Annotated in this window: 12 protein-coding genes, 4 tRNA genes and 2 rRNA genes (1 of these 18 only partly in view); all 18 read left to right on the top strand. The window is 54.6% G+C overall.

Features of this window, described 5'->3' with window-relative positions:
• A 23S ribosomal RNA gene (locus I9H07_RS02500) occupies nt 1-2020 on the top strand (it extends 874 nt beyond the left edge of the window).
• A gap of 157 nt (nt 2021-2177) precedes the next feature.
• A 5S ribosomal RNA gene (rrf, locus tag I9H07_RS02505) occupies nt 2178-2293 on the top strand.
• 132 nt (nt 2294-2425) lie between these two features.
• On the top strand, nt 2426-3385 hold the full coding sequence (gene birA / locus I9H07_RS02510; RefSeq protein WP_024672267.1) for a bifunctional biotin--[acetyl-CoA-carboxylase] ligase/biotin operon repressor BirA: 960 nt from the start codon (nt 2426-2428) through the stop codon (nt 3383-3385).
• Nucleotides 3375-4124, top strand: a complete 750-nt coding sequence (locus I9H07_RS02515; RefSeq protein ID WP_058392163.1) for a pantothenate kinase — start codon at nt 3375-3377, stop codon at nt 4122-4124. The genes birA and I9H07_RS02515 overlap by 11 nt, the downstream gene beginning before the upstream one ends.
• A 7-nt stretch (nt 4125-4131) precedes the next feature.
• A complete protein-coding gene (locus tag I9H07_RS02520) occupies nt 4132-4560 on the top strand; it encodes a hypothetical protein (RefSeq protein ID WP_024672269.1) in 429 nt (142 codons plus the stop codon).
• Between the two features lie 141 nt (nt 4561-4701).
• A tRNA-Tyr gene (locus tag I9H07_RS02525) sits at nt 4702-4786 on the top strand.
• A 24-nt stretch (nt 4787-4810) separates the two neighbouring features.
• Nucleotides 4811-4884, top strand: a tRNA-Gly gene (locus I9H07_RS02530).
• A gap of 26 nt (nt 4885-4910) precedes the next feature.
• A tRNA-Thr gene (locus I9H07_RS02535) sits at nt 4911-4986 on the top strand.
• 167 nt (nt 4987-5153) lie between these two features.
• Nucleotides 5154-5229, top strand: a tRNA-Trp gene (locus I9H07_RS02540).
• Between the two features lie 46 nt (nt 5230-5275).
• Nucleotides 5276-5644 (top strand): preprotein translocase subunit SecE, encoded by a 369-nt coding sequence (gene secE, locus I9H07_RS02545; protein WP_024646112.1) that lies wholly within the window; start codon nt 5276-5278, stop codon nt 5642-5644.
• Between the two features lie 9 nt (nt 5645-5653).
• Complete coding sequence (gene nusG, locus I9H07_RS02550) at nt 5654-6187, top strand: transcription termination/antitermination protein NusG (RefSeq protein ID WP_003317113.1); 534 nt, start codon at nt 5654-5656, stop codon at nt 6185-6187.
• A 118-nt stretch (nt 6188-6305) separates the two neighbouring features.
• Nucleotides 6306-6737: a 50S ribosomal protein L11 gene (rplK, locus tag I9H07_RS02555; RefSeq protein ID WP_002555500.1), complete on the top strand. Its 432-nt coding sequence runs from the start codon at nt 6306-6308 to the stop codon at nt 6735-6737.
• Entirely contained in the window at nt 6737-7432 is a 696-nt protein-coding gene (gene rplA, locus I9H07_RS02560; protein ID WP_007253317.1) for a 50S ribosomal protein L1, read from the top strand. Before rplK ends, rplA begins: the two co-directional genes overlap by 1 nt.
• A gap of 196 nt (nt 7433-7628) precedes the next feature.
• Nucleotides 7629-8129 (top strand): 50S ribosomal protein L10, encoded by a 501-nt coding sequence (gene rplJ / locus I9H07_RS02565; RefSeq protein WP_002555498.1) that lies wholly within the window; start codon nt 7629-7631, stop codon nt 8127-8129.
• Nucleotides 8130-8208: 79 nt separating this feature from the next.
• Entirely contained in the window at nt 8209-8574 is a 366-nt protein-coding gene (gene rplL / locus I9H07_RS02570; protein WP_024646113.1) for a 50S ribosomal protein L7/L12, read from the top strand.
• A gap of 221 nt (nt 8575-8795) precedes the next feature.
• Complete coding sequence (rpoB, locus tag I9H07_RS02575) at nt 8796-12869, top strand: DNA-directed RNA polymerase subunit beta (protein WP_024672270.1); 4074 nt, start codon at nt 8796-8798, stop codon at nt 12867-12869.
• Between the two features lie 64 nt (nt 12870-12933).
• On the top strand, nt 12934-17133 hold the full coding sequence (gene rpoC / locus I9H07_RS02580) for a DNA-directed RNA polymerase subunit beta' (protein ID WP_004397078.1): 4200 nt from the start codon (nt 12934-12936) through the stop codon (nt 17131-17133).
• Nucleotides 17134-17330: 197 nt separating this feature from the next.
• A complete protein-coding gene (gene rpsL / locus I9H07_RS02585; RefSeq protein ID WP_002555494.1) occupies nt 17331-17702 on the top strand; it encodes a 30S ribosomal protein S12 in 372 nt (123 codons plus the stop codon).
• Nucleotides 17703-17746 lie beyond the last annotated feature (44 nt).

Here is a 17746-nt window from a genome sequence, read left to right on the forward strand (position 1 = left end):
CATCCCGACTTACCAAACCGATGCAAACTCCGAATACCTACAAGTGCCGAGCATGGGAGACACACGGCGGGTGCTAACGTCCGTCGTGAAAAGGGAAACAACCCAGACCGTCAGCTAAGGTCCCAAAGTCATGGTTAAGTGGGAAACGATGTGGGAAGGCTTAGACAGCTAGGAGGTTGGCTTAGAAGCAGCCACCCTTTAAAGAAAGCGTAATAGCTCACTAGTCGAGTCGGCCTGCGCGGAAGATGTAACGGGGCTCAAACCATGCACCGAAGCTACGGGTATCATCTTATGATGATGCGGTAGAGGAGCGTTCTGTAAGCCTGTGAAGGTGAGTTGAGAAGCTTGCTGGAGGTATCAGAAGTGCGAATGCTGACATGAGTAACGACAATGGGTGTGAAAAACACCCACGCCGAAAGACCAAGGTTTCCTGCGCAACGTTAATCGACGCAGGGTTAGTCGGTCCCTAAGGCGAGGCTGAAAAGCGTAGTCGATGGAAAACAGGTTAATATTCCTGTACTTCTGGTTATTGCGATGGAGGGACGGAGAAGGCTAGGCCAGCCTGGCGTTGGTAGTCCAGGTTTAAGGTGGTAGGCTGAGATCTTAGGTAAATCCGGGATCTTAAGGCCGAGAGCTGATGACGAGTGTTCTTTTAGAACATGAAGTGGTTGATGCCATGCTTCCAAGAAAAGCTTCTAAGCTTCAGGTAACCAGGAACCGTACCCCAAACCGACACAGGTGGTTGGGTAGAGAATACCAAGGCGCTTGAGAGAACTCGGGTGAAGGAACTAGGCAAAATGGCACCGTAACTTCGGGAGAAGGTGCGCCGGTGAGGGTGAAGCATTTACTGCGTAAGCCCACGCCGGTCGAAGATACCAGGCCGCTGCGACTGTTTATTAAAAACACAGCACTCTGCAAACACGAAAGTGGACGTATAGGGTGTGACGCCTGCCCGGTGCCGGAAGGTTAATTGATGGGGTTAGCGCAAGCGAAGCTCTTGATCGAAGCCCCGGTAAACGGCGGCCGTAACTATAACGGTCCTAAGGTAGCGAAATTCCTTGTCGGGTAAGTTCCGACCTGCACGAATGGCGTAACGATGGCGGCGCTGTCTCCACCCGAGACTCAGTGAAATTGAAATCGCTGTGAAGATGCAGTGTATCCGCGGCTAGACGGAAAGACCCCGTGAACCTTTACTATAGCTTTGCACTGGACTTTGAATTTGCTTGTGTAGGATAGGTGGGAGGCTTTGAAGCGTGGACGCCAGTCTGCGTGGAGCCAACCTTGAAATACCACCCTGGCAACTTTGAGGTTCTAACTCAGGTCCGTTATCCGGATCGAGGACAGTGTATGGTGGGTAGTTTGACTGGGGCGGTCTCCTCCTAAAGAGTAACGGAGGAGTACGAAGGTGCGCTCAGACCGGTCGGAAATCGGTCGTAGAGTATAAAGGCAAAAGCGCGCTTGACTGCGAGACAGACACGTCGAGCAGGTACGAAAGTAGGTCTTAGTGATCCGGTGGTTCTGTATGGAAGGGCCATCGCTCAACGGATAAAAGGTACTCCGGGGATAACAGGCTGATACCGCCCAAGAGTTCATATCGACGGCGGTGTTTGGCACCTCGATGTCGGCTCATCACATCCTGGGGCTGAAGCCGGTCCCAAGGGTATGGCTGTTCGCCATTTAAAGTGGTACGCGAGCTGGGTTTAGAACGTCGTGAGACAGTTCGGTCCCTATCTGCCGTGGACGTTTGAGATTTGAGAGGGGCTGCTCCTAGTACGAGAGGACCGGAGTGGACGAACCTCTGGTGTTCCGGTTGTCACGCCAGTGGCATTGCCGGGTAGCTATGTTCGGAAAAGATAACCGCTGAAAGCATCTAAGCGGGAAACTTGCCTCAAGATGAGATCTCACTGGAACCTTGAGTTCCCTGAAGGGCCGTCGAAGACTACGACGTTGATAGGTTGGGTGTGTAAGCGCTGTGAGGCGTTGAGCTAACCAATACTAATTGCCCGTGAGGCTTGACCATATAACACCCAAGCAATTTGATCGAAAGGCCAGATTGCGGTGACTGTGGAGATGACACGAACCGAAGGTTTGCGGTCACGAACAACACCTGAACGACTGACTGTCACATACCCGATTTGCTGAAGCGCGCCGCAAGGCACGACTCGGTACCCGAATTTCTTGACGACCATAGAACATTGGAACCACCTGATCCCATCCCGAACTCAGCAGTGAAACGATGTATCGCCGATGGTAGTGTGGGGTTTCCCCATGTGAGAGTAGGTCATCGTCAAGATTAAATTCCGAAAACCCTCATCGCTCACGCGTTGAGGGTTTTTGTTTTTGGGTCGTGGAAAACATATTTTCGTTTCTATGCATCATGCTTCGGCATAGCTATGATGCGTGCCTCATTGCCGGGCGACTCTAAATGCTGACCTTGTTAAAGCTTCTTGCCGATGGTGCGTTTCATTCAGGACAGGTCCTGGGTGAGGTACTCGGAGTAAGTCGTAGCGCTGTGTGGAAGCAGCTTCAACAGCTTGAAGCTGAACTGGGGATTGAGTTCCATAAGGTGCGCGGCCGTGGTTATCGGCTAGCAACACCTGTCTCTCTTTTAAATCCTGATGCCATCACTCAGTCCGGGCTTCCTGCTGGCTGGTCCGTGCGCACTTATGATTCTATCGATTCCACCAATGCAGAGGCTGCAAGGCTGATTGGTGACGGTGTGCCAATGCCGCTGCTGGTACTTGCCGAGCAGCAAACCTCAGGCAGGGGGCGGCGTGGTAGAAAATGGGTCAGCCCCTTCGCGGAAAATCTGTATTACAGCCTGGTGTTGCGCATTGATGGCGGAATGCGTCAGCTGGAAGGTCTCAGCTTGCTGGTGGGCCTTGCGGTGATGAATGTGCTGCGCGATCTCGGAGTATCGGGTGCAGGCCTCAAATGGCCTAACGATGTGCTCGTCGGCAAGCAGAAGATTGCCGGTATTCTTCTGGAGCTTATCGGTGATCCGGCAGACGTATGCCATGTGATTATCGGCATAGGCGTGAACGTGAACATGCAGACCTCCACTGAGGTGGATCAGTCATGGACATCCATTCGCCTTGAGACTGGCCGTCTTGCTGATCGCAACGATGTTGCAGCCCGTATAAGTGCCCGTCTTGACTCCCTCCTGACCGTACATCGTGAGAAAGGCTTCGCCGTCTTTCGTGAGGATTGGGAGCGTGGCCATCTATGGCAGGGTGCCGCTGTCACCTTGCTTTCCGGCGTTCAGACGGTCGAGGGTGTCGTTCTGGGTGTCGACGTGCTTGGTGCGCTGCGGTTAGAGATCGATGGTGTGGAAAAGAGCTTTAGCGGTGGTGAGCTGAGTCTGAGGTTGCGCGATGATTCTTGAACTCGATTGTGGCAACAGCTTCATCAAATGGCGCGTCATGAGTAATCGCGACACTTCAGTGGTGAGTGGTGGTGTTGTGGACTCTGACGAGGCGCTGCTGGAGCAGTTGGGTAATTTGACCGGCGTGGTGTTGACTGGCTGTCGGCTAGTGAGTGTCCGCAGTACTGAAGAAACGGACGAGCTGGTCTTTGCGTTGACTGATGCCCTGGCCATTTCTCCTGAGCGCGCTTTGCCTGCACGCGAGCTTGCCGGGGTCACCAATGGCTATGATGATTATATGCGCCTTGGGCTGGACCGCTGGCTCGCCTTTGTAGGGGCTTATGCCATCGCTGGTAACGCATGCCTGGTGATCGATCTTGGCACCGCTGTGACGTCGGATTTCGTGGATGCGCAAGGCCAGCACCTGGGTGGATTCATTTGCCCTGGCATGCCGTTGATGCGCAGCGAGCTGCGAACCCATACCCGGCGAATCAGGTATAACGACACAGAGGCTGAAAAGGCCCTCGTGCAGCTGGTACCGGGTCGCGCTACGGCTGAAGCAGTAGAACGAGGATGTTCGCTGATGCTTCGCGGTTTTGTTCTGACCCAGATCGAAATAGCGCGTGGGTATTGGGGGGATGACTTTACTCTCTTCGTGACCGGAGGGGATGCTCCTCTGGTTTCAGATGTATTGCCTGGGGCCCGCGTTGTGCCTGATCTGATATTCGTTGGCTTGGCTCTCGCTTGCCCTTTGCGTTGAGGTCTTTATGCGTTGGTTATTTCTACTGCTGTTGATGCTGAACGGCTTCTATTACATCTGGCACCAGCAAGAGGCGCCGCTCAGGGCCAAGCAGATCATGCCCCTATCGCTTGCTCGAGCTCCGCAACAGGATATCCGTCTGCTGAGCGAGTCCGGTGCCGGGCGTGTGTCACAAGAAGTCGATGCCAATTGCCTGTATGTCGGCGGTTTTGCACGACAGGAAGATGTTCGGCTGGTCGAGCAGAGATTGAACAGTCTTGATATTCAGTCGAAATTTCAGACCCTGCAGGCAAATGGCGTAACGGCTTACTGGCTGAAAATAGCGCCTGAAAGCCGCCGCCTTGTGGAGCCTGGTCTGATCGCTCAAATGAGCCAGGATTTTCCGCAATTAAAAAATCAAATAATGTCGTGCGAAGGCATTGCAACGGGTCAGTAGTTTGCATAGAATGGCGCCCGCTTCGCAGCGAGCTGAAAATCTCGCAACGTAGCGAAAGTTGTCAACGCATGTAACCTCAGGTTTTTAATGAGAAAAAGGTTGACAGAAGGGTAGCATGAGTTGAGAATGCTGCCTCGCTTAGGAGGGGTTCCCGAGCGGCCAAAGGGATCAGACTGTAAATCTGACGTCTACGACTTCGAAGGTTCGAATCCTTCCCCCTCCACCAGATTTAGCGCAAGCTGCAAATTGCGCGGGTATAGTTTAGTGGTAGAACCTCAGCCTTCCAAGCTGATGATGCGGGTTCGATTCCCGCTACCCGCTCCAAGCTTGCAGCTTATGCATTGTGTTTTGCTCTTGTAGCTCAGTTGGTAGAGCACACCCTTGGTAAGGGTGAGGTCAGCGGTTCAAATCCGCTCAAGAGCTCCATTGCTAAAGGCAGATATGAAAATATCTGCCTTTGTTTTAGGTGGGTTGGCTGTGCTTGATCCGCCTGATGCCTTGTTTGGATTCTGCTTTTGGGGCAGGGGTATTCTGAATAAGGTGTTGAAAAACTCTCGTCAGGTCCGCATAATGGTCGGCCTGATTTTGCTTTTAGGTCAGTAGCTCAATTGGCAGAGCGACGGTCTCCAAAACCGTAGGTTGGGGGTTCGATTCCCTCCTGACCTGCCAGATTTCCTAGATGTAATCTGGCTTTCTTTTCACAGGATCTCCGTAGATGAATCCCAAGGCTGAAGCATCAGACTCTCGCTTTGATTTGCTGAAGTGGCTCCTGGTAGTCGTTTTGGTTGTCGTGGGTGTTGTCGGTAATCAGTATTATTCTGCTGAGCCGATCCTGTACCGTGTTCTCGCTCTCCTTGTTATTGCTGCTGTCGCCGCTTTCGTAGCGCTGCAGACTGGCAAAGGTAAGGCTTTTTTCGTTTTGGCGAAAGAAGCGCGCGCTGAGATTCGTAAAGTCGTTTGGCCTACTCGCCAAGAAACCACTCAAACCACTCTGATTGTTGTGGCGGTTGTGTTGGTTATGGCGTTGCTGTTGTGGGGGCTAGATTCCCTGCTCGGCTGGCTTGTTTCCTTGATAGTTGGCTAAGGGTGTCCCGTGGCTAAGCGTTGGTACGTAGTGCATGCTTACTCGGGTTACGAGAAGCATGTCATGCGCTCGTTGGTCGAGCGTGTGAAGCTGGCAGGCATGGAAGATGGCTTCGGCGAAATTCTGGTTCCCACTGAAGAAGTGGTTGAAATGCGTAATGGCCAGAAACGCAAAAGCGAACGTAAATTCTTCCCTGGTTATGTGCTTGTTCAGATGGACATGAATGAGGGTACTTGGCACTTGGTCAAGGATACTCCACGTGTCATGGGCTTCATCGGCGGTACTGCCGATAAGCCAGCTCCGATCACTGACAAGGAAGCAGAAGCTATTCTGCGTCGTGTTGCTGACGGTAGCGATAAGCCGAAGCCAAAAACATTGTTCGAGCCGGGTGAGGTTGTTCGTGTCACTGATGGTCCGTTCGCTGATTTTAACGGCACGGTCGAAGAAGTTAACTACGAAAAGAGCCGTATCCAAGTGGCGGTGCTCATTTTCGGACGCTCTACTCCGGTAGAGCTAGAGTTCAGCCAGGTCGAAAAGGCATAGTTGAGCTGCAATCCCATACCCCGCAGCCCAAGGCTGTGGGGTTTTTTCGTCACTGGGATATACGCGTAAGTAACCGGGGAGCCTTTATTGGCGCTTGAACCCGTAATTGGAGTGCCTCATGGCCAAGAAGATAACCGCATACATCAAGCTGCAAGTGAAAGCCGCTCAGGCTAACCCTAGCCCGCCAGTTGGTCCTGCTCTGGGTCAGCACGGTGTGAACATCATGGAATTCTGCAAAGCGTTCAACGCCCGTACTCAGGGTATTGAGCCAGGCTTGCCGACTCCAGTGATCATCACTGTATACAGCGACCGTAGCTTCACTTTCGAAACAAAAAGTACCCCTGCTTCGGTTCTGCTGAAGAAAGCTGCAGGCTTGACCAGCGGCTCGGCTCGCCCGAACACCGTTAAAGTTGGCACCGTGACTCGTGCTCAGCTGGAAGATATCGCTAAAGCGAAAAATGCGGATCTGACTGCTGCTGACATGGAAGCGGCCGTGCGTACCATCGCCGGTTCCGCTCGTAGCATGGGCCTTAACGTGGAGGGTGTGTAATGGCTAAGCTGACCAAGCGTCAAAAGGCAATCGCCAGCAAAATCGAAGCTGGCAAGTCCTACAACTTTGTAGACGCTGCTGCTCTGTTGGCTGAGCTGTCGACTGTCAAGTTCAGCGAGTCTGTAGACGTTGCTGTCAATCTGGGTGTTGATCCTCGTAAATCCGACCAGGTTGTTCGTAGCGCTACCGTACTGCCGCACGGCACCGGTAAAACTGTACGCGTTGCAGTTTTCACTCAGGGCCCTGCTGCTGAAGCTGCTCTGGCTGCTGGCGCTGATCGCGTTGGTATGGACGATCTGGCTGCTGAAATGAAAGCAGGCGATCTGAACTATGACGTCGTTATCGCTTCTCCTGATGCGATGCGTGTTGTAGGTCAGTTGGGTCAGATTCTCGGTCCCCGCGGTCTGATGCCTAACCCTAAAGTCGGCACTGTTACTCCTGACGTGGCTAACGCTGTCAAGAATGCCAAGGCTGGTCAGGTTCGTTATCGCACCGACAAAAACGGCATCATCCACACTTCCGTTGGCAAGGTCGGCTTCGACGCCGTCAAGCTGAAGGAAAACGTTGAAGCCCTGATCGCTGATCTGAAGCGTATCAAGCCAGCTTCCTCGAAAGGTATTTACGTCAAGCGCATTACCCTGAGCACCACCATGGGTCCTGGCCTGGTCATCGACCAAGGTTCGCTGGAAGCGTAAGACAAAACGGCATGGTTTTCCGTGCCGTTTGAAAGATTGGGGTCCCTGCCTGGCGGGGGCTATCCAAGACCGTAGGCGACGCAAGTCTTAAACCTCAAGCCTACGCAGATGGTGCTCCCGGTTCCTTACCGAATCAGACACCAAAACGACATCTGGCTTCGGTCGGATGAAACGGTAACAAGCAGGAGTTAAACCCGTGGCAATTAAACTCGAAGACAAGAAGGCCATCGTCGCTGAAGTCAACGAGGCTGCCAAAGCTGGTCTGTCCGCTGTCGTGGCTGATGCCCGTGGTGTGACGGTTGGCGCAATGACCGGACTCCGTAAAGAGGCTCGTGAAGCTGGCGTTTACGTACGTGTTGTACGTAACACCCTGCTCAAGCGCGCTGTTGCTGACACTGAATTCAGTGTCCTCAATGACGTGTTCACCGGCCCGACCTTGATCGCGTTCTCCAACGAACATCCTGGCGCTGCTGCCCGTCTGTTCAAGGAATTCGCTAAAGGTCAGGACAAGTTCGAGATCAAGGCAGCTGCGTTCGAGGGCAAGTTCCTCGCAGCTAATCAGATCGATGTACTGGCAAGCCTGCCGACCCGTAACGAAGCAATTTCTCAGCTGATGAGCGTGATTCAAGGCGCTACCAGCAAGTTGGCTCGTACTCTGGCGGCTGTTCGCGACCAAAAAGAAGCAGCTGCAGCTTAAGGCTGAGGCAAATCTTTTCGCGTATTTTTGTTTATTTTGATGGTCGCGTAGGCCGTCCCCCAATTCAGGAAATTGAGTCATGTCCATCTCTCAAGACGATATCCTTAACGCCGTAGCTGAAATGTCCGTTCTGCAAGTTGTAGAGCTGATCAAGGCTTTCGAAGAGAAGTTCGGCGTTACTGCTGCTGCTGGCTCTGCTGGCCCAGCTGTTGCTGCAGCTGTTGTTGAAGAACAAACTGAATTCAACGTCATGCTGCTGGAAGCTGGCGAGAAGAAAGTTAACGTGATCAAGGCTGTACGTGAGCTGACCGGTCTGGGCCTGAAAGAAGCCAAGGCAGTCGTTGACGGCGCGCCAGGCATCGTTCTGGAAGCTGTTGCCAAAGACGCAGCTGACAAAGCAAAAGCTACCCTGGAAGAAGCAGGCGCTAAAGTCGAGCTGAAATAAGCATCGACTTTGAGTGTCCAGCCCACGCGTTTAGCGAAAGGCTGATGGCTGGTGGCTTTTGCCACCGGCCTTTTTCCGTTATAGATGATTGGCGCTGTCAACGTCTGTAACGTGCGGTATCCACCGATGGCGGTGGCGCAAACCAAGGGGTTTGCAAGATTTTCTGGCTGCTTCCGTCGGGAGGGAGCCAAACAAGCAGGTGACCAAGCTGGGGAACGCTGATGGCTTACTCATATACTGAGAAAAAACGTATCCGCAAGGACTTTAGCAAGTTGCCGGACGTAATGGATGTGCCGTATCTCTTGGCCATCCAGCTGGATTCGTATCGCGAATTCCTGCAGGCGGGAGCGACCAAAGATCAGTTCCGCGACGTCGGTCTGCATGCAGCCTTCAAATCCGTTTTCCCGATCATCAGCTACTCCGGCAATGCTGCGCTGGAGTATGTAGGTTATCGCTTGGGCGAACCGGCATTTGATGTCAAGGAATGCGTGCTGCGCGGTGTGACTTACGCAGTACCTCTGCGGGTCAAGGTCCGTCTGATCATTTTCGACAAAGAATCGTCGAACAAAGCGATCAAGGACATCAAAGAGCAAGAAGTCTACATGGGTGAAATCCCCCTGATGACTGAAAACGGTACCTTTGTAATCAATGGCACCGAGCGCGTTATCGTGTCTCAGCTTCACCGTTCGCCAGGCGTATTCTTCGACCACGACCGTGGCAAGACGCACAGCTCCGGCAAGCTGCTTTACTCCGCTCGTATCATTCCTTACCGCGGTTCGTGGCTGGACTTCGAGTTCGATCCGAAAGACTGCGTATTCGTCCGTATCGACCGTCGTCGCAAGCTGCCTGCGTCCGTACTTCTGCGCGCGCTGGGTTACACCACCGAGCAAGTACTCGATGCTTTCTATACCACCAACGTATTCCATGTTCGCGGCGAAAACCTGAACCTGGAACTGGTGCCTCAGCGCCTGCGTGGTGAAATTGCCGTTCTGGATATTCTGGACGACAAGGGCAAGGTCATTGTCGAGCAGGGTCGTCGTATCACTGCTCGTCACATCAATCAGCTGGAAAAAGCCGGGATCAAAGAGCTGGAAGTACCCCTGGACTACGTCCTGGGTCGTACGACTGCCAAGGTCATCGTGCATCCGGCAACAGGTGAGATCATTGCCGAGTGCAACACCGAGCTGAACACCGAAATCCTTGGCAAGATCGCCAAGGCTCAGGTTGTTCGCATCGAAACGCTGTACACCAACGATATCGATTGCGGTCCATTCGTTTCCGATACGTTGAAGATCGACTCCACCAGCAACCAACTGGAAGCGCTGGTCGAGATCTATCGCATGATGCGTCCTGGTGAGCCACCGACCAAGGATGCTGCTGAAACCCTGTTCAACAACCTGTTCTTCAGTCCTGAGCGTTATGACCTGTCTGCTGTCGGTCGGATGAAGTTCAACCGTCGTATCGGTCGTACCGAAATCGAAGGTTCGGGCGTGTTGTGCAAGGAAGATATCGTCGCGGTTCTCAAGACCCTCGTGGATATCCGTAACGGCAAAGGCATCGTCGATGACATCGACCACCTCGGTAACCGTCGTGTTCGCTGCGTAGGCGAGATGGCCGAGAACCAGTTCCGTGTAGGTCTGGTCCGCGTCGAGCGCGCTGTTAAAGAACGTCTGTCCATGGCAGAAAGCGAAGGCCTGATGCCTCAGGACCTGATCAATGCCAAGCCTGTTGCGGCAGCGGTCAAAGAGTTCTTCGGTTCCAGCCAGCTTTCCCAGTTCATGGACCAGAACAACCCGCTTTCCGAGATTACTCACAAGCGTCGTGTTTCGGCACTCGGCCCTGGCGGTCTGACCCGTGAGCGCGCCGGCTTTGAAGTTCGAGACGTTCACCCGACTCACTACGGTCGCGTGTGCCCGATCGAAACGCCGGAAGGTCCGAACATCGGCCTGATCAACTCCCTGGCGGCCTATGCCCGCACCAACCAGTATGGTTTCCTCGAGAGCCCGTACCGTGTTGTGAAGGAAGGTCTGGTAACCGACGAAATCGTATTCCTTTCGGCGATCGAAGAAGCTGACCACGTCATTGCCCAGGCCTCGGCCGCAATGAACGACAAGCAAGAGCTGATCGACGAGCTGGTTGCTGTGCGTCACTTGAACGAATTCACCGTCAAGGCGCCAGCCGACGTCACCCTGATGGACGTTTCGCCCAAGCAGGTTGTCTCGGTAGCGGCCTCGTTGATCCCGTTCCTCGAGCACGACGACGCCAACCGTGCGTTGATGGGTTCGAACATGCAGCGTCAGGCTGTACCTACGCTGCGTGCCGACAAGCCGCTGGTAGGTACCGGCATGGAGCGCAACGTTGCCCGTGACTCCGGCGTTTGTGTCGTGGCTCGTCGTGGTGGTGTGATCGACTCGGTTGACGCCAGCCGTATCGTGGTTCGCGTTGCTGATGACGAAGTTGAAACAGGTGAGGCAGGTGTAGATATCTACAACCTGACCAAGTACACCCGTTCGAACCAGAACACCTGCATCAACCAGCGTCCGCTGGTCAGCAAGGGTGACCGTGTTCAGCGTAGCGACATCATGGCCGACGGCCCGTCCACCGACATGGGTGAGCTGGCACTGGGTCAGAACATGCGCATCGCGTTCATGGCCTGGAACGGTTTCAACTTCGAAGACTCCATCTGTCTTTCCGAGCGTGTCGTTCAGGAAGATCGCTTCACCACGATCCACATTCAGGAACTGACCTGTGTGGCGCGTGACACCAAGCTTGGGCCTGAAGAAATCACAGCTGACATCCCGAACGTGGGTGAAGCTGCTCTGAACAAGCTGGACGAAGCCGGTATCGTTTATGTAGGTGCCGAAGTCGGCGCTGGCGACATCCTGGTAGGCAAGGTCACTCCGAAAGGCGAGACCCAGCTGACGCCGGAAGAAAAACTGTTGCGCGCGATCTTCGGCGAGAAGGCCAGCGACGTTAAAGACACCTCCTTGCGTGTGCCGACCGGCACCAAAGGAACTGTCATTGACGTTCAGGTCTTCACCCGTGATGGTGTTGAGCGTGATGCACGTGCCCTGTCCATCGAGAAGTCGCAACTCGACGAGATCCGCAAGGATCTGAACGAAGAGTTCCGTATTGTCGAAGGCGCTACTTTCGAACGTCTGCGCTCTGCGCTGGTGGGTCGTGTAGCAGAAGGCGGTGCCGGCCTCAAGAAAGGTCAGGAAATCACCAACGAAGTGCTCGACGGTCTTGAGCATGGTCAGTGGTTCAAGCTGCGCATGGCTGAAGACGCTCTGAACGAGCAGCTTGAGAAAGCGCAGGCTTACATCGTTGATCGTCGTCGTCTTCTGGATGACAAGTTCGAAGACAAGAAGCGCAAACTGCAGCAGGGCGATGACCTGGCTCCAGGCGTGCTGAAAATCGTCAAGGTTTACCTGGCAATCCGTCGTCGCATCCAGCCGGGCGACAAGATGGCCGGTCGTCACGGTAACAAAGGTGTGGTCTCCGTGATCATGCCGGTTGAAGACATGCCGCACGATGCCAATGGCACGCCGGTGGACATCGTCCTCAACCCGCTCGGTGTACCTTCGCGTATGAACGTGGGTCAGATTCTCGAAACTCACCTTGGCCTCGCAGCCAAAGGTCTGGGCGAGAAGATCAACCGCATGCTCGAAGAGCAGCGTAAAGTAGTTGAGCTGCGCAAGTTCCTGAACGAGATCTACAACGAGATCGGTGGTCGCCAGGAAAGTCTGGAAGACCTCTCCGACAAGGAGATCCTCGATCTCGCGAAGAACCTTCGCAACGGCGTGCCGATGGCTACTCCGGTGTTCGACGGTGCTAAAGAAAGCGAAATCAAGGCAATGCTCAAACTGGCAGATATGCCGGAAAGCGGCCAGATGCAGCTGTTTGACGGTCGTACTGGCAACAAGTTTGAGCGCCCGGTAACGGTCGGCTACATGTACATGCTGAAGCTGAACCACTTGGTGGACGACAAGATGCACGCGCGTTCCACTGGTTCGTACAGCCTGGTTACCCAGCAGCCGCTGGGTGGTAAGGCACAGTTCGGTGGTCAGCGTTTCGGGGAGATGGAAGTGTGGGCGCTGGAAGCATACGGCGCGGCGTACACTCTGCAAGAAATGCTCACAGTGAAGTCGGACGATGTGAACGGTCGTACCAAGATGTACAAAAACATCGTGGACGGCGATCACCGTATGGAGCCGGGCATGCCCGAGTCTTTCAACGTGTTGATCAAAGAAATCCGTTCGCTCGGTATCGATATCGATCTGGAAACCGAATAACACGTGACGCGAATCGGGGGCAGGGCGGTCATGCCTGCTCCCTGCTCCGCCAGGAGGAAAAGCCTTGAAAGACTTACTGAATTTGCTGAAAAACCAGGGTCAGGTCGAAGAGTTCGACGCAATCCGTATCGGACTTGCATCGCCTGAGATGATCCGTTCCTGGTCGTTCGGTGAAGTTAAAAAGCCGGAAACCATCAACTACCGTACGTTCAAGCCTGAGCGCGACGGTCTGTTCTGCGCCAAGATCTTTGGCCCGGTAAAAGATTACGAGTGCCTGTGCGGTAAGTACAAGCGCCTGAAGCATCGCGGCGTCATCTGCGAAAAATGCGGTGTTGAAGTGGCACTGGCCAAGGTTCGTCGCGAGCGTATGGCTCACATCGAACTGGCTTCGCCGGTTGCCCACATCTGGTTCCTGAAATCGCTGCCGTCCCGTATCGGCTTGCTGATGGACATGACCCTGCGTGATATCGAACGCGTTCTCTACTTCGAGAGCTATGTCGTTATCGATCCAGGCATGACCACCCTTGAAAAAGGTCAGCTGCTGAACGACGAGCAGTACTTCGAAGCTCTCGAAGAGTTCGGTGACGACTTCGACGCCCGCATGGGTGCTGAAGCGGTCCGCGAGCTGCTGCACGCTATCGATCTGGAACACGAAATCGGCCGTCTGCGTGAAGAAATTCCGCAAACCAATTCCGAAACCAAGATCAAGAAGCTGTCCAAGCGTCTGAAACTGATGGAAGCCTTCCAGGGTTCCGGCAACCTCCCTGAGTGGATGGTGCTGACCGTTCTGCCGGTTCTGCCGCCAGATCTGCGTCCTCTGGTTCCGCTTGACGGTGGCCGTTTCGCGACGTCCGACCTCAACGATCTGTATCGTCGAGTGATCAACCGTAACAACCGTCTGAAACGTCTGCTGGACCTGTCTGCTCCCGATATCATCGTGCGCAACGAAAAGCGCATGCTGCAGGAAGCAGTCGATGCTCTGCTCGACAACGGTCGTCGTGGTCGCGCCATCACCGGTTCGAACAAGCGTCCTCTGAAATCCCTGGCTGACATGATCAAGGGTAAGCAGGGTCGTTTCCGTCAGAACTTGCTCGGTAAGCGTGTTGACTACTCGGGTCGTTCGGTAATTACCGTAGGTCCGACCCTGCGTCTGCACCAGTGCGGTCTGCCGAAGAAAATGGCTCTCGAGCTGTTCAAGCCGTTCATTTTCGGCAAGCTGGAAATGCGTGGCCTGGCCACGACCATCAAAGCTGCCAAGAAAATGGTCGAGCGCGAGCTGCCAGAAGTCTGGGACGTTCTTGCCGAAGTCATTCGCGAACACCCAGTGCTCCTGAACCGTGCGCCAACGCTTCACCGTCTTGGCATCCAGGCATTTGAACCGGTTCTGATCGAAGGTAAGGCTATCCAGCTGCACCCGCTGGTCTGCGCTGCGTACAACGCCGACTTCGACGGTGACCAGATGGCTGTTCACGTGCCTTTGACGCTGGAAGCCCAGCTTGAAGCGCGCGCACTGATGATGTCGACCAACAACATCCTGTCGCCAGCCAACGGTGAGCCAATCATCGTTCCTTCGCAGGACGTTGTACTGGGTCTGTACTACATGACTCGTGAAGCGATCAACGCCAAGGGCGAAGGTCGTGTGTTTGCGGATCTGCAGGAAGTCGACCGCGTATTCCGCGCCGGCGAAGCGGCTCTGCACGCCAAGGTCAAGGTTCGCATCCACGAAACGGTCAATGACCGTGACGGTGGCAGCGTCAAGAACACCCGTATCGTCGACACCACTGTCGGTCGTGCGCTGCTGTTCCAGGTGGTTCCGGCCGGCCTGTCCTACGACGTCGTCAACCAGCCGATGAAGAAGAAGGCGATCTCCAAGCTGATCAACCAGTGCTATCGCGTGGTTGGTTTGAAAGAGACCGTGATCTTCGCTGACCAGTTGATGTACACCGGTTTTGCCTACTCGACCATTTCGGGTGTTTCCATCGGCGTTAACGACTTCGTTATCCCGGATGAAAAAGCCCGCATCATCGACGCGGCCACCGAAGAAGTTAAAGAGATCGAAAGCCAGTACGCTTCGGGCCTGGTTACTCAGGGCGAGAAGTACAACAAGGTAATCGACCTTTGGTCCAAGGCGAACGACGAAGTCTCGAAAGCGATGATGTCGAACCTGTCCAAAGAACGCGTTATCGATCGTCACGGCGTCGAAGTTGATCAGGAATCCTTCAACTCGATGTACATGATGGCTGACTCCGGGGCGCGTGGTTCTGCTGCCCAGATCCGTCAGTTGGCCGGTATGCGTGGTCTGATGGCCAAGCCTGACGGCTCCATCATCGAAACGCCGATCACTGCGAACTTCCGTGAAGGTTTGAGCGTACTTCAGTACTTCATCTCCACTCACGGTGCTCGTAAGGGTCTTGCGGATACCGCGTTGAAAACCGCTAACTCCGGTTATCTGACTCGCCGTCTGGTAGACGTGGCTCAGGATCTGGTCGTTACCGAGGTGGATTGCGGTACCGAACACGGCCTGCTGATGACACCGCACATTGAAGGCGGTGACGTTGTAGAGCCGCTGGGTGAGCGCGTATTGGGTCGAGTCATCGCCCGTGACGTGTTCAAGCCAGGTACGGAAGAAATCATCGTGCCTGCTGGCACCCTGGTTGACGAGAAGTGGGTCGAGTTCATCGAGCTGAACAGCATCGACGAAGTGATCGTTCGTTCGCCAATCAGCTGTGAAACCCGCTACGGCATCTGCGCCAAGTGCTACGGTCGCGACCTGGCACGCGGTCACCAGGTCAACATCGGTGAAGCTGTCGGCGTAATCGCTGCACAGTCGATCGGTGAGCCGGGTACCCAGCTGACCATGCGTACGTTCCACATCGGTGGTGCGGCAAGCCGGACCTCGGCAGCCGACAGCGTTCAGGTGAAGAATGGCGGTACTGTCCGTCTGCATAACCTGAAGCACGTAGAGCGTGTTGACGGTCACCTGGTTGCGGTATCCCGTTCCGGTGAGCTGGCAATCGCTGATGACTTCGGTCGCGAGCGTGAGCGTTACAAGCTGCCATACGGTGCAGTGATTTCGGTGAAGGAAGGCGACAAGGTCGACGCTGGCTCTATCGTAGCCAAGTGGGATCCGCACACTCACCCAATCGTCACCGAGATGAAAGGTACTGTTACCTACGTAGGCATGGAAGAAGGCATCACGATCAAGCGTCAGACAGACGAATTGACCGGTATGACCAACATTGAAGTGCTCGACGCCAAAGACCGCCCGGCTGCTGGCAAGGACATTCGTCCTGCCGTGAAGATGGTCGGTCTGGATGGCAAGGATCTGCTGTTGCCAGGTACTGACGTACCGGCCCAGTACTTCCTGCCGGCTAACGCCCTTGTTGGTGTGGCTGACGGTGCGCAGATTGCGATCGGTGATGTTATCGCTCGTATCCCGCAGGAAACGTCGAAGACTCGTGACATCACCGGTGGTCTGCCGCGTGTTGCCGACCTGTTCGAAGCGCGTCGTCCGAAAGAGGCGTCGATCCTTGCAGAAGTCAGCGGTACCATCGCATTCGGCAAAGAGACCAAGGGCAAGCGCCGTCTGGTCATTACCCCGAATGACGGTAGCGATCCGTACGAGGAGCTGATTCCGAAGTGGCGTCACCTGAACGTCTTCGAAGGCGAACAAGTGAATCGCGGCGAAGTTATCTCCGACGGTCCTAGCGACCCACACGACATCCTGCGTCTGCTGGGTGTGAGTGCGCTGGCCAAGTACATCGTCAACGAGATTCAGGACGTATACCGTCTGCAAGGCGTGAAGATCAACGACAAGCACATCGAGACCATTCTGCGTCAGATGCTGCGTAAAGTTGAGATTGCCGAGTCTGGCGATTCCAGTTTCATCAAGGGCGACCAGATGGAACTGACTCACGTACTGGTAGAAAACGAGCGTTTGGGTGCGGACGACAAGTTTGTCTCCAAATTCACTCGCGTGTTGCTGGGTATCACCAAGGCATCGCTGTCCACCGAGTCGTTCATCTCCGCGGCCTCCTTCCAGGAGACAACCCGCGTACTGACCGAAGCGGCTGTGACAGGCAAGCGCGATTACCTGCGCGGCCTGAAGGAAAACGTGGTTGTGGGTCGTCTGATCCCGGCCGGTACCGGTCTGGCTTATCACAGCGAGCGCAAGCGTCGCCGTGAAATGGACAAACCGACCCGTGTCAGCGCAAGCGAAGTAGAAGCTGCTCTGACCGAGGCGTTGAACTCCAGCGGTAACTAAGACCAAAGCCTCGGCATTTTCATTCGGCAGGCAGCACATTTCGTGCTGTTTGCCAGACGAAGCGGCCGGGGCTTTGTCTTGACTGGGGGCGGGATCCTCTTTAGACTCTTGTACCCCTAAATTTGGCGGGGCCTATGCCCTGTCATTTGCTTTTCTTGTAAGACAATAGCGTCGCAAGACAACAGTGGAGCTAGTAGATGGCAACTATCAACCAGCTGGTACGTCAGCCGCGTAAGCGTATCGTCGAGAAATCCGACGTGCCTGCGCTGCAGAACTGCCCGCAACGTCGCGGTGTGTGCACTCGTGTGTATACCACCACGCCGAAAAAACCTAACTCGGCATTGCGTAAAGTCTGCCGTGTGCGCCTGACCAACGGTTTCGAGGTTTCCTCGTACATCGGTGGTGAAGGTCACAACCTGCAAGAGCACAGCGTGGTACTGATCCGTGGCGGTCGTGTAAAAGACTTGCCAGGTGTTCGTTATCACACCGTTCGTGGTTCTCTGGATACTTCCGGCGTTAAAGGCCGTAACCAGGGTCGCTCGAAATACGGTACCAAGAAGCCTAAGTAGTCTTTGGCTTCTGTTTGAAATTGCAGATTTCTATTTTTCTGAGT

Origin of the sequence: Pseudomonas syringae, from assembly GCF_023278085.1 — a bacterium.
Taxonomy (GTDB): Bacteria; Pseudomonadota; Gammaproteobacteria; order Pseudomonadales; family Pseudomonadaceae; genus Aquipseudomonas; species Aquipseudomonas syringae_Q.

Coding starts and splice junctions, on each gene's coding strand:
- I9H07_RS02515 (WP_058392163.1), top strand. CDS start 3,375: ATGATTCTTGAACTCGATTGTGGCAACAGCTTCATCAAATGGCGCGTC.
- birA (WP_024672267.1), top strand. CDS start 2,426: ATGCTGACCTTGTTAAAGCTTCTTGCCGATGGTGCGTTTCATTCAGGA.
- rplK (WP_002555500.1), top strand. CDS start 6,306: ATGGCCAAGAAGATAACCGCATACATCAAGCTGCAAGTGAAAGCCGCT.
- secE (WP_024646112.1), top strand. CDS start 5,276: ATGAATCCCAAGGCTGAAGCATCAGACTCTCGCTTTGATTTGCTGAAG.
- rpsL (WP_002555494.1), top strand. CDS start 17,331: ATGGCAACTATCAACCAGCTGGTACGTCAGCCGCGTAAGCGTATCGTC.
- I9H07_RS02520 (WP_024672269.1), top strand. CDS start 4,132: ATGCGTTGGTTATTTCTACTGCTGTTGATGCTGAACGGCTTCTATTAC.
- rplA (WP_007253317.1), top strand. CDS start 6,737: ATGGCTAAGCTGACCAAGCGTCAAAAGGCAATCGCCAGCAAAATCGAA.
- rplL (WP_024646113.1), top strand. CDS start 8,209: ATGTCCATCTCTCAAGACGATATCCTTAACGCCGTAGCTGAAATGTCC.
- rpoB (WP_024672270.1), top strand. CDS start 8,796: ATGGCTTACTCATATACTGAGAAAAAACGTATCCGCAAGGACTTTAGC.